We start from the raw sequence: 15,682 nt of genomic DNA, 5'->3' as shown, positions 1-15,682 counted from the left end.
ACGAGAGAAACGAGTATTTTTCGGACGACTTTTGCAACGAGCCGTCGACCGATCCTTCGGCCGAGGGAATATCGGTATTTCGATTGAATCTTTAATTGCGGCGGGCGGCCGTCAGCAACGGCGCGCGATAAAAGATGATGCGGCGTGAATGTTTATAGGCATGTTTCGATTTTCTGAATAAACGCTATCGTAATTCAAGGTAATTGGACTGCACATGCGTTATATCGCCGGGCGAGATTAGCAATTTATCCATCCGTGAGCAAGCCGCGGAGTTGATGAACTGCGCGGCTTCAATGTGGTGGGTTTGCGGCAGACAATGAGTGGCATTTTGTGGGTATTTTGCAACGCGGGCGTCGACACCGTCGTAAATATTATCGAGGTGGATTTTTATTGCCGAATGGGGTAATCGGTCGGACGAGGCCGCCCGGCGGCCGCGATAAATTGTGCCCTGTCGTCGCGCATATTCGGCCGAGCATTGAGGGATTCGCAACAATGCACGGTATGCGGAACGCGAAGCCATACGGTTAAAAGAAAAACGGCGCGGCAAAGGTTGATATTCCAACTGCCGGGAACGTCGAATGGCGAGAATTCGTGGTATGCCGACGTCATCGGATTGTTACAGAAATTCAATGCAAAATGATATTGATTTATCGAGTTGATTCATGTTGCGTTCGCGTGTCAGACGGTAGGGGAAGCTGAATTCGTATTCTCGATGGTCGAAAATCGACGAAGTCACCATCACGCCATCTGCAAACTTCTAAAATCGTGGCTATCATACGCAGCGGGTATTTATGCCGATCAAATTCAATGAAAATGATTGTTTCATTTTTCGATTGCGATTTTTGTTTGATTTGCGGGGAACTCGTCCCGTTCGAAACGTCGTCGGTTTTTTCGATTTAGGCCTTCAACACGTGTGGCGACGGCGCGGTAAGCGCGGCGGCTGCGCGCAACGATGCGTGTCGACAAGTACCGGCAGCAAATCGCGCCGATGCACGCGGACATTGCGCCGTCGGTCGTCACGCAGGCACAACTAGGAGAGTCAGATGGTCGCGATATTCGCGAAGCTTGGGAAGGTGATTTCGAGCGCCGGCAGCGAGCGATTCGCATCGGACATGCATGCGTTGCTGGTCGAATCCGTTCCGCTCGCCATTACCCGAATGACGGAATGGACGCTCGACAAGCCGGCCGGCGAAGTGGTGCACGTGCAGTCGCTCGGCGCGTTCGGCACGGCGGCGGCGCAGGGCGAGCGCGAGCCGGCGCATCCGCTGTTGAACCGGATCCGGTCCGCGAGCGACCGGCAACTCATCCACATCAGCCCGCAGCGCCAGCACGGTCACGGCAGCGAAGCCGCGCCGCCGCGCGGCGCATGCGATGGATTCCAGTGTCATCTGGTGTCGGGCAAGGCGAACCGCCGCTACGTGATCTCGCTGCATCGCGCGGCATCGCATCACGACTTCTCGTTGCGGGAAATGTCGTTCCTGAAGAATTTCGCCGATACGCTGCTGCCGCTCGTCGAATGGCACGCGTCGACGCGCCGGCACGGGGAGCGCGACTGCGCGCCGGCGCCGCTCGCGACCGGCGGCCTGCCGGGCGTCGATGCGCTGCGGCACGAGTTCGAGTCGAGGCTGGCGCGAGCGGCGGTCGCGCTGTCCGCTCGCGAAAGCGAAGTGTGCCTCGGCCTGCTCGCGGGCAAGATGCTGCGGGAACTGGCCGAAGAGCTCGGCGTGAAGGAAAGCACGGTGGAGACGTACATCAAGCGCGCCGCGGTGAAGCTCGGCATCAGCGGCCGGCACGGGCTCACGAAATGGATGATCGACGACTGCACGACCTACGCGTCGGCAGCGTGATCCGGTTCATGCCGGCGATCGACGACGATCGCCGGCAAGGCCGAGCGAGCCCCGATTGCGGATGTGCTTGGCCGCTTCGACGCCGGTTGCAGCAAGAGCCGTGACGATGTCGGTCGGCGCTGCGGCGCGGTTGAGTCCGAATGTACGATAGCCGGCGTACGAATCGACGTACAGCGCGGCCGCCGTGGCGATACGTGACGCGTTCGTACGACGCCTGCATCGGCGGCCGCCATGCAGCAGCGCGCGGCGCCGGGCTCAACGCACGCAGAGTAACCGACGGCCCTCGCGCATCCTACCCGCGAGCGTTCAGGTACCGAGGCGCGACGCCCCGCAGTCGCGGCACGCGCCGCCGGTGCGCTCCAGGCCGGCTTCCGTCGCGCCGCCGGCCGTCTCGTCCAGCATCCATCGCGTCAGGCCATGACGGCCGCCGAAGCCGAGCTTGACCGCGGCCCGCTTCAGGTAAGTCTCGACGGTGCTTTCGCGCAGCGCCAAGCGCATCGCGATCGCGGCCACCGTGTCGCCGGCCAGCAGCGCAGTGCACGCGTCGATCTCGCGCGCCGACAGCGTGACGCCGGCATGCCGCAGACGGTCGGCGAATCGCCGCGCGACGCGCTCGCGGCCAGATTCCGTCGCGGGCGGCGCAACGGCGGCGAGCCGCGCCGGTGACGGCGGAGCCGAGCCCAGCGCCGTCGCGTGGCTCGCGACGATCGGAAACAGCACGTGCGACAGTTCCTTGATGAAGTCCTGCTCCTGCGGCGAGAAATCGTCCGCCGTCTCGGCGCGATGCAACGAGATCACGTAACAGTGCGTGCGCTTGCGGCTCACGAGATGGAATTGCCGGCCGTGCGGCGATGCGTTTGCCGACAGCAGCGCGACGATGCGCTCGACCAGCGCGGGGGCCGCGCCGAGGCCGGCCGGCGGGTCGTCGACGTACACGTGGCGCGCGCTCGCTTGCGGCGGCATCTGCGCTTCATGACCGGCCCCTGCCGCGCCGGTCTTGTCGGGCGCGGCGCCGAGGCTGCGCATCGCGAGCTCGCCGGCGGGCGCGGCGTCGACCGAAAATTCCGAAATGCGAATCTCGTCGACGGGGACCGCCGCCGAGATCAGGCTGTACATCATGCGGGGAAAGCGTCGGCTCCCGCTGCTCGAGATCGCTTCGCCGACGTGTGCGGACAATCTGCTGAACTCCATGAATGGATTCCTGATGAGACGTTGAAGCTGCGCTTGCGCGCACGGATGCCGACGTGATTTAAGCACCGGGCGGCGGCCGCGTCTGTAACGGATAGCAGGGACAGCCGATCAACCGCCGACGGCGACGCGCGCGCCCGGCGCGCCGCTCATCCTGCCGCTTCGGCTCGCGCGGTTTCCATCGCCGTATCGGAGAAGATCCGGCCGCGCTCGAGGCGAATGACGCGATCGGCCAGCCCGAAGTACTGGTCGTCATGCGTGATGATGACGACGCACTTGCCGCGCGCTCGCAGGTCGGGCACCAGCACCTCGTAGAAAAACCGCTTGAAAACGGGGTCCTGATCGGCGGCCCATTCGTCGAGGATATAGATCGGGCGATCCTCGATGTACGCGCAAAGCAGCGCGAGCCGCTTGCGTTGCCCGGTCGACAGCGCGGTCGTCGTCGAGTAATGCTTGCCGTCGATCGTGATCTTGTCAGCCAGCTTCAGCGTCTCGAGGTATCGGCGCGCACGCGCGATGCCTTCGTCCTCGCGATCGGGGCCGATCACGCGGTCGAACAGATGGAAATCGGTGAAGACGGCGGAGAACAGGTTTCGGTAGCGCTCCCGCGCATCGTCGTCGACGACTGCGCCATCGAGCGCGATGTGGCCTTCGGTGGGCGCATACAGGCCGCTGAGCACCTTGCCCAGGGTGCTCTTGCCGCTGCCGTTTCCGCCGATCACGTAGACCAGCTCGCCGGCATGAATCGTCATGTCGATCGGGCCGAGCACGAAGTCGGTCGTCGACTCGCTGTCGCGGTAGTTCATCTTCACGCCCTTCAGCTCGATGACGCGCCACGCGCCGGCCGATGACGATTCCGGCGCACGCTCGGGCGAGCGGTCGGCGGGCGAGACCTGCGTGTCGTCGACCAGGAAGCCGAACTCCGCCAGCCGCGCGAGCGCCGTCTTGCCCTCGGCCACCATCGGCAGAATATTGATCAGCATGGTCAGCGGACCCATCATGTAGAGCACGGCGAGAATGCTCGCGGTGAGCACCGACGGATCGACGACGCCGAGCGACGGCACGCCGAACAGCAGGAAGCCGAGCAGCACGGCCACCGTGATCTGGCCGATGGTGTCGCCGCCCATGAACCAGAAGCGCTCGATGTAATTGAAGCCGGCCACGCGCTTCGACGACAGCTCGATCGCGGCACGCGTGAACCAGCGCCGCCGCGCGCGGTTGAGCTTGAGCTCCTTGATGCCGAACACGAGCCCGTGCGTGTATTCGTTGAAGCGCACGAACTCGTCGCGAACGCGCTCGGTGAAATTGACCGCCCTCCGGTAGAAGAACAGGTAAAGCGCGAGGCCGACGATCGTCAGGACCATCGTCGACGCGAAGACGATCCAGGACAGATACGCGAGATAGACGATGCTGCAGATCAGCACGACCGATTGAACGATGATCGTCGGTATCGTCAGCAGCGTCTGGCTCAGTTGCGGAATGTCCTGGGTGAGCAGCGTCAGGACGTTCGGCGCGCCGCGCCGGTCGATTTCGTCGAGCGGGGTCGCCAGGATCCGCTTGCACAGGTTGACGCGCAGGCGCGTCATCAGCTTCATGCACGCATAGGACGGCATCACGGCAGCGCCGCTGCGGCAGACGATCGCCACGACGTTGACCGCGATGAACACGAGCAGCAGCGTGCGTCGCTCGTCCTGGTCGTGCAGCGCGCGGCTGATGAGGCCGACGCCCACGATCGACGCGACGCCGCTCAGCAGCCCCGTCAGCACCGTGCCGAGCGTCAGCCACGGATGGCTGCGCCACATCAGCGTGACGGCCGAATGCCACGGCGGCGATTTGCTTTCAGCGAAATCCATGGGATGCCAATATGCTCAGTTGACCAGGTGGCTCAGCTCGACGTTGTGCGCCGCCGACCGCAATCTCGACGCGGTTTCGTGCCGGCCGAGGAACGCGATGCTGGCGACGATTTCGAGCGGCGAGTCGGAGAACAGCACGCAGCACTTCAGCACGCGCTGCGCACGGTCCCAGCCGAGATCGGCCGCCGCGGCCGCGGCGCGCAACGACGCGTCGACCGACGCGGGCGCCCACGCGGCGGCCTGGCTCAGCCGCGAATCGGCCGCGCGAAGGAACTGCAGCAGCGTGCGCGGATTGCTCACGATGCTGTACATGAGAACGTAATCGACCCGCCGCTTCTTCGTGATCAGCGGAAAAATCAGATCGATCACGTCGGCGGCCGATTCGCATTTCCCGAAGGTCAGCGCAATGGCCTCGGCGAGCTTGTGATCGCGGTGGAGCGAATCGAGTGCGGACTGCACGAACGCCGCTTCATGGTCGGCGGTGGTGATTTTCATGGTCGTCATAGTCTGTCGGGATAGGGATTGCTGCGAACGGCGCACGCGGCGCTCACCAGCCGTCGGGAATCGGCAGCGAATAGGCCAGCGGCTTCTCCGGCATGACCTCTTCCATGATGTCGGAGTAGCCGGACTCCTGTCCGACCAGGTTCGGCTCGAAGCAGTAGCAGTTGAAGGTCTTCTGCAGCACGAGGTTGTTGCGGTCGTTGATCGCGGGCGGCCGTTCGTTGATCGCAATGAACGCGTCGTACAGCGAGTCCCTGACGACGTAGGCGTGCGCGGTCAGCGTCTCCACGGCCTTCACGACGTTCGGCGCGACGGGAATCGGCGGCGTGAAGTGGTAGGCGCCCAGGAACAGCATGTGCCAGTCCTGCGGCACCTGCGCGATGAACTCGGGGAAGCGCTCCGCGAACTCGGGGGCGAAGAACGCGTCGTCCTCGAAGATCAGGACTTCGCTCGCGCCGGCGGCCTTCGCCTGTGTCACGGCGGCGAGATGGCTCATCGTGCAGCCGTAATCCTGTGGCCGCATGTGGCTCAGCGAGGCCGGCACGCTGATCTGTCTGGCATCGACGGCGGACAGCCGTTCGACGGTGCGGATGTCCTGTTTCGCGAATTTGCGCTGCATCGCTTCCCAGCGGTCGGGGCGCCGGTCGAGGTTGATGCAGACCTTGCGGGCAAAGGTGTTGTCGATCGTCGCGGTCGATTTCATGAGGGCGTTTTTTCCAGGAACGGGTTGAGATGGGCAGCGACGGCGCCGGCATGCGGATCGAGCAGCATGGTCAGGTGGTCGCCGGGGACGTCCATCACGGCTACCGGCAGCGTCGAGAAGCGCGACCATCCCCAGGTCGGGTCCAGACGGAGCTGGGCGATCTCCGGCGACGGGGCGTGGTCGCCGGGGTCGTGCTCGACGCTGCGCAACAGCGCGATCGGCACCGGCAGCGGCTCGGCCTGCGGCGCGTAGCGCGACTTGAAGTTGGCCTGATAGACGCGCAGATAGGCGCGCAGCCGGTCGGAGTCGGCGTCCGCGAACCAGCTGCCGCGAGCGCCGATCCGCGCGAGAATCAGGCCCGCCTGGCCGTCGGGATCGAGCGCGACGAGGTCGTCGCGCGTCACCTGAAGATCGGCGCCGAGGAAGGTGCCGATTTCGTGCGCGATCGCGACGAGCCAGTCGGTGTCGTCCCAGTCGTGCCAGTAGGCGGCGGCCGTGCTGTCGACCGGCGCGGACGCGTCGAAGATCGCCAGCAGTTTCACGACCGCGCCCTTGGCGACGAGCTGCCGGCTCATCTCGAGCGCCACGTGCGCGCCGAACGAATGGCCGGCGAGGTAGTACGGCCCGGCGCCCACCAGCGGCCAGATGCGTTCGACATGGCGGGCCGCAATGTCTTCCACGTGAGTGAGCGGCTCACACGAGCCGTCGAGGCCGAGCGCTTCGAGCCCGTACACGGCGTGGGCCGCGCTCACATGGTGCGCGAGCGGATGGAAGTAGACCACGTTGCCGCCCGCGCCCGGCAGCAGGAACAGCGGCGCCGCGGGGCCGCCGTCGCGGATCGGCACGAGCACGTCCGTGCGCGCCGACGTCGCCTGGGTCGCGAGCGCCGCCGCCATTTTCTCGATCGTCGGATTCTCGAACAGACAGGAAATCGGCAGCCGGCGCGCGAACGCCTTCTCGACGTTCGCCATCAGCTGGATCGCGATGATCGAATGGCCGCCGAGATCGAAATAGTTGTCCGTGACCGCGATGTCGTCGCGCTTGAAGATCCGCTGCCAGATCTCCAGCAACGTGCGCTCGTCGGCCGACGGCGCAACGACGGCCCGCGCGGTCGCGGCCGCGTCGGCGGCAGGCTCGACGGCCGGCGCGGCGTGCCCCGGCGCGCCGTGCGGCGTGCCCGGCCGGCCGGCGGCGCTCGCCGCATCGACGAGCTGGCCGGTCAGTTGCAGCGGGTCGTCGGCGAATCGCTCCAGCAACGCGCGCAGCGTGTCGAGCATCTGCCGCACGACCTCGGGCGCGACGCGGCGTGCATCGTGCGAGAGCTCGAAGCCGATGCGCTCGTTCGGATGCACGGTCAGCGTCAGCGGGTAGTTCGATTCGGCGAACGCGCGGACGTCGAGAATCTCGATTTCGTCCGGCCCGAGATCCGGGGCCGCGGCCACCGGGAAGTTCTCGAACACCAGCAGGCTGTCGAACAGGCTGTCGCCGGCGGGCAGCTCGCTCCACGACTGGATATCGACCAGCGAGCTGTACGAATGCGGCTCCATCGCGGCCTGTGCGGCGTGCAGCGCCGCCAGCCAGTCGACGAACGGGCGCTCCGGCGCGATGCGCACGCGCAGCGGCAGCGTGTTGATGAACAGCCCGACGATCGACTCGACGCCCTCGAGCGCCGGCGGGCGGCCCGACACGGTGACGCCGAACACGACGTCGTCGGTCGCCGCGCGGCGCCACAGCACCAGCGCCCAGGCTGCGCGGATCAGCACGTTCAGCGTGACGCGATGGGTCCGCAGCAGCGCTTGCAGCCGCGCCGTCAGCGCGTCGTCGAGCACGAACTGCTGTTTGCGCAGCGTGTCGCGCCGCGCGGCGTCGCCGGCCGCCGGCTGCGCGGCGCTGCCCGCGATCGGCGTCGCGGCCCGGAAGCCTGCGAGTTCGGCGCGCCACCAGCGCTCGTCGGCCGCGCGCGGATGGCGCGCGAGCCAGTCGAGGTACGCGCGGTAGCCGGGCACCGGCGCGACGGCGACCGGCGCGCCGCTGCGGGCGAGCGACAGGTAGTCGTCGAACACCTCCTTCATCAGGATCGCGGTGCTCCAGCCGTCGAGGATGATGTGGTGCGCGCTCCAGCAGAAGCGATGGCGCGTGTCGGTTTCCTGGATCAGCGTGCAGCGGAACAATGGCGCACGGCGCAGATCGAAGCCGCGCTGCCGGTCGTCGGCGAGGAACGCGTCGAAGTCCTGCGCGCGGCGCGTCGCGTCGCGGTGTCGCCAGTCGACGAAGCTCCACGGCAGGTCGACCGTATGCAGCACGGTCTGGACCGGGCGTTCGCGGTCGGCCCAGGCGAACGCGGTGCGCAGCACCGGATGGCGCGCCATCGCGTTGGCCCACGCCTGCCGCAGCGCCGGCACCTGCAGCGGCCCGCTGACGACGAAGCTGAACTGCTGGAAATAGGCGGCCGGGTCGAGGTCGTACAGCGAATGGAACAGAATGCCCTGCTGCAGCGACGACAGCGGATAGCTGTCGTCGACGCCGTCCCACGCGGTGTCGCGCACCGATGCCGCGAAGTCGAGCAGCCGGTCCTTGAAGTGCGCGGCCAGGTTCTCGACCGTCTGCCGACGGTGAAGCCGCTCTCCGTAATGCCAGTCGACCTGCAGCTTGCCGTCGGCAACGGCGGCGACGATCTCGAACGCGTGCGTGCGCTGCGAGCGCTCGGCGCGCAGCGCACCGAGATCCTCGCCTGCCGGCCGCCAGTCGTCGGACTGCTGCAATACCGTATCGAGCTGGCCGTGATAGTTGAACAGGATGTCGGCCTTCGGCAGCGCGGCGAGGCTCGCGCGCACGGCGGCGTCGGGGCTCAGGTAGCGCAGCAGCGCATAGCCGAGGCCGTCGGCCGGGATGCGCCGCAGTTGCTGCCGCGCGGCACGCAGCGCGTCGCCCGGCGCCTGCATCGCGTCGACTTCGAGCACGACCGGATGGATCGACGTGAACCAGCCCACCGTGCGGCTGAGGTCCAGCGCCGCATCGGCCACGTGGCGGCCGTGGCTCTCGAGGTCGATCCGGGTGCGGACGTTGCCGGTCGCCATGCTGCACGCTTGCGCGAGCGCGACCAGCAGCACGTCGTTGATGCGCGTGTCGTACGCGCGCGGCAGCCGGCGCAGCAACGCCGTGGTGGCGGCTTCGTCCAGCTCGAACGACACGGACGCCGCATCGCCGACCGCGTTGTGAGCGCCCGCGGCCGGATAGTCGACCGGCATCGGCTCGACGGGCTGCGCGAGCAGCGCCTGCCACGTCGGGGCTTCGTCGGCAATCGCTTGCGAGCCGGCCAGTTGCTGCAGATGCAGCGCCCATTCGCGGAACGACGTCGTCTTCTCGGGCAACGGCCGGCCGTGGTACGCGGCATGCAGATCCTCGACGAGCACGCGCCACGACACGCCGTCCACCGCGAGGTGATGGATCGCCACGAACAGGCGGGCGAGCGGCTCGCCGGCCGCGCGGAACAGCCGCGCCGCGAGCAGCGGGCCGTGCACGATGTCGATGCCGCGCTGCGCGTCGGCGGCCGCCGCGCGCATCGCCGTGAGGCGCTCGGCGGCGTCGCCTGCGACGGTCTGCGCCGCGAAGATGGCGGGCATCGCGCCGCTGCCGAGCACTTCCTGAGTCCAGCCGTCCGCGCCGCGCGAGAAGCGCGTGCGCAACGCGTCGTGATGTTCGCAGACCTGCCGGAACGCATCCGCGAGCCGCGCGGCGTCGAGGTCGGCCGGCACCTCGATCAGGACCGTCTGGTTGTAGTGCGACGGCATGTCGACGTCCTGTTCGAAGAACCAGTGCTGTACAGGCGTCAGCGGCGCATCGCCGAGCGGGCTCGCCGCCGGCGCGGGCACGGCGTGCGCGTCGGGCGCGGCGGCCAGTTGCGCGATCGTCTGGTACTGGAACAGCTGCTGCGCCGTCACGCGCAGCCCGGCCCGGTTCGCGCGCGCGATGACCTGGATGCTGAGAATCGAATCGCCGCCGAGCTCGAAGAAATTGTCGTGAATGCCGACGGACGGCAGTTGCAGTACCTGCTGCCAGATCGACGCGAGCAGCATTTCCCGCGGCGTGACGGCCGGCGCGTATGGCCGCGCCGCATCGTCGGCCGCCGCCGGAACCGGCAGCGCCTTGCGGTTGATCTTGCCGTTCGGCAGCAGCGGCAACGACGCCAGCGCGACGAATTGCGACGGCACCATGTAGTCCGCGAGCTTGCCGCGCAGATGGTCGCGCAGGCCGGCGATGTCCCGGGAAGCGGTCGCGACGTATGCGATCAGGAAGGTTCGCGCGTCCTCGGTTTTCGCGATCACGACGCAGTCGTCGACCGCCGGATGGGTGCGCAGCACGGCCTCGATTTCGCCGGGCTCGATGCGCAGGCCGCGCAGCTTGATCTGATGATCGATGCGGCCGAGGAACTCGATGTTGCCGTCGGGGCGGTAGCGCGCGAGGTCGCCGGTGCGGTAGAGGCGCGCGTGCGGGTCGTCGGAGAACGGATCGGCGATGAACTTCTCGGCGCTCAGATCCGGCTCGTTGTAATAGCCACGGCCCACCGGCGTACCGCCGATCAGCAACTCGCCGGGCACGCCGATCGGCGTGGGCTGCAGCTGTGCGTCGACGATGTAGATGCGCGTGTTCGCAATCGGCCGGCCGATCGGCACGATGCGCTGCGGGTCGTCGCGCCGGCATTCCCACGCGGTCACGTCGACCGCGGCCTCGGTGGGGCCGTACAGGTTGTACAGCTTGACATCCAGGCGCTCGAAGCAACGCTGCTGGAGGTCGTAGGGCAACGCTTCGCCGCTGCACACGACGCGGCGCAGCGACGCGCAGTGCGCGTCGAGTTGCGAATGATCGAGGAACGCACGCAACATCGACGGCACGAAATGCAGCGTGGTGATCCGCTCGCGCTCGATCAGTTCGACCAGATAGTCGGTCTCGCGCTGCCCGCCTGGGCGCGCGAACACGAGGCGCGCGCCGGTGACGAGCGGCCAGAAGAACTCCCACACCGACACGTCGAAGCTGAACGGGGTTTTCTGCAGCACGGCATCGTCGGTGTCGAGCGCATACGCGTGCTGCATCCACAGAATGCGGTTGACGATCGCGCGATGGGTATTGAGCGCGCCCTTCGGCCGGCCGGTCGAACCCGACGTGTAGATCATGTACGCGAGGTTGTCGTTGCTCAGGTCCAGCGCCGGGTTGGACGTGAGCGCGGCGTCGAACTCGGACGTATCGCGATCGACGACGATCGTGCGTGCGCCGGTATCTGGCAGCGCGGCGAGCAGATGCTGCTGCGTGAGCAGCCAGCGCAACTGCGCGTGGTCGATCATGAAGCGCACGCGTTCGGCCGGATAGTCGGGGTCGACCGGCACGTATGCGCCACCGGCCTTCAGGACCGCAAGCAACGCGACGATCATGTCGAGCGAACGCTCCATCGCGACGCCGACGAGCGTATCGGGCGCGACGCCGAGCGCGATGAGCCGGTGCGCGAGGCGGTTGGCGCGAGCGTTGAGTTCGGCGTAGGTGAGGGCCGCGCCGTCATAGACGGCAGCGACGGCATCGGGCGTGCGCTCGACCTGTTGCTCGAACAGCCGATGCAGCGGTTGCGCGGCCGCGTCGCCGAAGTCGACGTCGGTGCGGTTCCATTCGACGGTCACCAAAGCGCGCTCGGCGTCGCTCGTCAGCGGCAACTCGCCGAGCGGCCGGTCCGGCGCGGCGATCACTGCATCGAGCAGCGTGCGGAAGTGCGCGGCCATCCGCTCGATCGTGCTGGCGTCGAACAGGTCCAGGTTGTATTCGATCGCGCCCGCGAGGCCGTCGTCGGCATCCTCGACGTGCAGCGTGAGATCGAACTTCGACGTGTGGCTCTCCACCTGCACCAGCGTGGTCACGAGGCCGGGAAAGTTCAGCGCGTCGGGCTGCGCCTTCTCGTACGCGAACACGACCTGGAACACCGGCGTGCGGCTCAGGTCGCGTTCGAGCGCGAGCGCGTCCACCACCTGCTCGAACGGAATCTCCTGACGGCTGTAGGCGTCGAGCGCGACGCGCTTCACGCGTGCGAGCAGTTCGCCGAAGCTCGGGTTGCCCGACAGGTCCACGCGCAGCGCGAGCATGTTCGCGAAGAAGCCGATCAGCGGCTCGGTCATGCTGGAGCGCCGATTGGCGATCGGCGAGCCGATCACGAGGTCCTGCTGGTTGCTGTAGCGCGACAGCAGCAGCGCATACGCGGCGAGCACGACCATGTAGGTGCTGGTGCCGGACGCGCGCGCGAGCGCGCGCAGGCCGCCGGCGCGATCGCGGTCGAGCTGGAACGGCAGCACCGCGCCGCGAAACTGCTGGATCGCCGGCCGCGGGCGGTCGGTCGGCAATGCGATCACGTCCGGCGCATCGGCGAGCGCGGCGCTCAGCAGCGCAAGCTCGCGATGCGTGTCGGCGGATGCGAGACGCTCGTGCTGCCACACCGCGTAATCGGCGTACTGGACGGCCAGTTCCGGCAGCGAGCGCCCGGCGTAGAGCGCGGCCAGTTCGCCGAGCAGAATGCCCGACGACCACGCGTCGGAGACGATGTGATGCATCACGATGCCGAAGACGTGCAGCCGCGCATGCACGCGATACAGCGCGACGCGATGGAGCGGCCCGGCGGCGAGATCGAACGGCCGGTCGGCCTGCTGCGCGAGCCGTTCGAGCGCATCGGCTTCGCTCGCGACGTCGACGACGTCGAGCGCGACCGATGCGGGCGGCGCGATGCGCTGGACCCCGAGACCGTCGACGGCCGGAAAGGTCGTGCGCAGGATCTCGTGACGCCGGCAGATCTCCGACACGGCGGCGCGCAGCCGCTCGACGTCCAGCTCGCCCTCGAAGCGCAGCGCGCTCGAGACGTTGTAGGTCGACGACGGTCCTTCGAGTTGCGCGAGGAACCACAGGCGCTGCTGCGGAAAGGACAGCGGCAGGTCGCCGGCGCGCGGGCGCGGCACGATGCTGCCGGCCGTCGAACCGGCGCGCGGCGACGACGCCTCGATCAGGTCGGACACGGCGCCGATGGTCTGGAGCTCGAAGATCGCGTCGATGCCGATCTCCACCGCGAAGCTGCTCCATATGCGCGACACCAGCTGCATGGCCTGCAGCGAATCGCCGCCGTAGTCGAAGAAGCGGCCGGCGAGATCGACGGCCGGGTTGTCGAGCACATCGCGCCAGATCCGCAACAGCTCGAGCTGAATCGGCGTGGCGTCGGCGTCGACGGCGGCATCGTCGGGTGCGGCGGCGGGCGTCAGCGCGAGCAAGGCCGGGCGATCCAGCTTGCCGTTCGCGTTGAGCGGAAATTCGGCGATCGGGACGAGGTCGGACGGCACCATATAGTCGGGCAGCTTCGCGGCCAGGAAGGCGCGCAGGTCCGCCATGCTCAGGTTCGCGGAACCCTTGACGTAGGCGGCCAGCTTGCGGGCGCCGTGCGCGGACTCGCGCACGATGACCGCCGCGCCGACGACCTCCTCGTGCGCGGCGATCGCGGCCTCGACCTCGCCCAGCTCGATGCGGTGGCCGCGGATCTTGACCTGGTCGTCGACGCGTCCGTAGCACTGGATCCGTCCGTCGGGCAGCCATCGGCCGATGTCGCCGGTCCGGTAGATGCGCGGTTCGTCGGGATACGGCTGCTCGACGAACTTCGCGGCGGTGACGTCGGGACGCTGGTGATAGCCGCGCGCGAGGCCGGCGCCGGCGATGCAGATTTCCCCCGGCACGCCGAGCGGAACCGGGCGCAGCGCATCGTCGACGATGTACACGCGCGTGTTCGCGATCGGCCGGCCGATCAGCACCGTGGACGGCACGTCGTCGACGCGCTCGACGATGCAGCCGACCGTCGCTTCGGTCGGACCGTACTCGTTGTAGATCTCGATCGCGGGGTCGATCTTGCGCAGCGTCGCGATGTGCTGCGGCGTGAGCTCCTCGCCGCCGACGATCACCTTGCGCACGCCCGAGCGCCCGAGGTTCATGTATTCCAGCAGGTGAATGTGGGTCGGCGTGAGCTTGAGCGTGTCGACGCCGCTGCCGGGCTGGAACATGCGGGCCAGGATGGTGTCGATGCTCTCCGACTGCGGATAGATGCGCAGCGTCTTGCCGCGCACCAGCGGGCAGAAGATGTTGGTCAGCGTGAAGTCGAAGCACAGCGAGCTGTACAGCCCGAAGCTGCCGGTCGTGCTTTCCGGGAAGTAGTAGCCGGCGGCCCAGCCGATGTAGTGGGCCAGATTGCGGTGTTCGAGCAGGCAGCCTTTCGGTTTGCCGGTCGAGCCGGACGTGTAGATCACGTAGGCGAGCTGCGCCGGCTCCGCGCGGCACGGCGGATTGTCCGGCAGCGGCGTCCAGCCGGGCAGCTCCTGATCCAGCAGCAGCGTCGCGCCGGAGAATTCGTACCACTGCGCGAGCTGGTCAGAGTGCGTCAGCAGCAGCGCGAGGCCCGTGTCGGCGAGGATGTGATCGATCCGTTCGGCCGGATACGCTGGGTCCAGCGGCACGAACGCCGCACCGGCCTTCAGGATGCCGAGGATCGCGACGATCATCCATTCGGAGCGGTCGAACATGACGCCGACCAGCGCTTCCGGCCCGACGCCGTGATCCTCGCGCAAGCGATGCGCGAGGCTGTTGGCGCGCGCGTTCAGATCCGCGTAGCTCATCAGCGACGTGTCCGTGACGAGGGCCGGCGCCGCGGGCGTGCGGGCGACCTGCGCCTCGAACATCTCGACGACCGTCGGGTGGCGCGGCCCGGCCGTCGCGGTTTCGTTGAAGGATGCCAGCAGCCGGCGCTCCGCCGGCGTGCTCGCGACGATGTCGCCGACCGCCGCGTCGAGGCGTTCGAATGCCTCCAGCACGGCGCCGAGGCTGTTCGCGAAACCGTCGATGACGAACGGCTCGATCGCGTCGCTATGGTGCAGCTCGATCTCGCCGCGCGCGAGCTGCAGCTGAAGCTGCAGGTCGTCGTCGCGCAGGGTCGGCGCTTGGTGGACGCGATCGTCCGCGAGCACGACGCGCGTGAGCTGCGCGACGTCCATGTCCTTTTCGTTGCGCACCAGCGTGTCGAGCGGGAAATGGGGCGCGGCGTAGCTGTCTTCGACGATCGCGGCCACGCGCGCCAGATAGTCGTCGACGCGCTCGTCGGGACGGACCTCGATGATCAGCGGAATGGCGGCGGCGCGCGCCGACGGCTGCGCGGCGAGGCCCGGCGTGCCGAGCACCGTCACGGGGATTCTGAAGTACTTCCACAGCAGAAACGCGATGCCCGCCGCCGCGACCGCGAACTCGCCGAGCTCGCCGTCGCCGATGCGCCGCAGCACGTCGACCGACGCGCGCGTGAGCGGCACCGTGCGCGACAGCCGGCGCGCGGGCTGGCGGCCCGGTCCGTGCGGTGCGATCCGATAGACGCCGGCAACCTGGGACAGGCTTTCGCGCCAGAAACGCGCGGTATGCGCATAGCGATGGTCGGTGACCAGCACGTTATTGTCTTGCACAGGACACTCCTTGAGACGATTTGTTTAGCTGGAACGACCCGCGGCCGCGCGCATGACGCGCGCCGCGGTCGCCACGGACGGCGC

Annotated in this window: 7 protein-coding genes; 1 reads left to right on the top strand and 6 read right to left on the bottom strand. The window is 67.6% G+C overall.

Translation table 11 applies throughout. The features are described from left to right. Positions 1-184 precede the first annotated feature (184 nt). Positions 185-562, bottom strand: a complete 378-nt coding sequence (locus AK36_RS33535; protein ID WP_126221133.1) for a hypothetical protein — start codon at positions 560-562, stop codon at positions 185-187. Between the two features lie 481 nt (positions 563-1,043). On the opposite strand from AK36_RS33535, the gene AK36_RS28255 reads away from it, so the two are divergent. Continuing rightward, the gene (locus AK36_RS28255) at positions 1,044-1,847 is read left to right on the top strand and encodes a helix-turn-helix transcriptional regulator (protein WP_014725956.1); all 804 of its coding nucleotides are present in this window, start codon (positions 1,044-1,046) and stop codon (positions 1,845-1,847) included. Positions 1,848-2,153: 306 nt separating this feature from the next. Here AK36_RS28255 and AK36_RS28250 read toward each other — a convergent pair whose 3' ends face one another. The 5 genes from AK36_RS28250 to AK36_RS28230 form a co-directional block, all read right to left on the bottom strand. Then, a complete protein-coding gene (locus tag AK36_RS28250) occupies positions 2,154-3,038 on the bottom strand; it encodes a helix-turn-helix transcriptional regulator (RefSeq protein ID WP_045579766.1) in 885 nt (294 codons plus the stop codon). Positions 3,039-3,184: 146 nt separating this feature from the next. Further along, positions 3,185-4,888, bottom strand: a complete 1,704-nt coding sequence (locus AK36_RS28245; RefSeq protein ID WP_045579765.1) for a cyclic peptide export ABC transporter — start codon at positions 4,886-4,888, stop codon at positions 3,185-3,187. Positions 4,889-4,903: 15 nt separating this feature from the next. Beyond that, positions 4,904-5,383: a hypothetical protein gene (locus tag AK36_RS28240; protein WP_224019696.1), complete on the bottom strand. Its 480-nt coding sequence runs from the start codon at positions 5,381-5,383 to the stop codon at positions 4,904-4,906. 52 nt (positions 5,384-5,435) lie between these two features. After that, positions 5,436-6,092, bottom strand: coding sequence for a glycosyltransferase family 25 protein (locus AK36_RS28235; protein ID WP_045579764.1), 657 nt, complete (start codon positions 6,090-6,092; stop codon positions 5,436-5,438). Continuing rightward, positions 6,089-15,598, bottom strand: a complete 9,510-nt coding sequence (locus AK36_RS28230; RefSeq protein ID WP_045579763.1) for a non-ribosomal peptide synthetase — start codon at positions 15,596-15,598, stop codon at positions 6,089-6,091. Before AK36_RS28230 ends, AK36_RS28235 begins: the two co-directional genes overlap by 4 nt. Positions 15,599-15,682 lie beyond the last annotated feature (84 nt).

Source organism: Burkholderia vietnamiensis LMG 10929 (assembly GCF_000959445.1).
Taxonomy (GTDB): Bacteria; Pseudomonadota; Gammaproteobacteria; order Burkholderiales; family Burkholderiaceae; genus Burkholderia; species Burkholderia vietnamiensis.
Note: the sequence above shows the minus strand (reverse complement) of the source record. Positions and strands in the feature narration are given on the sequence as shown.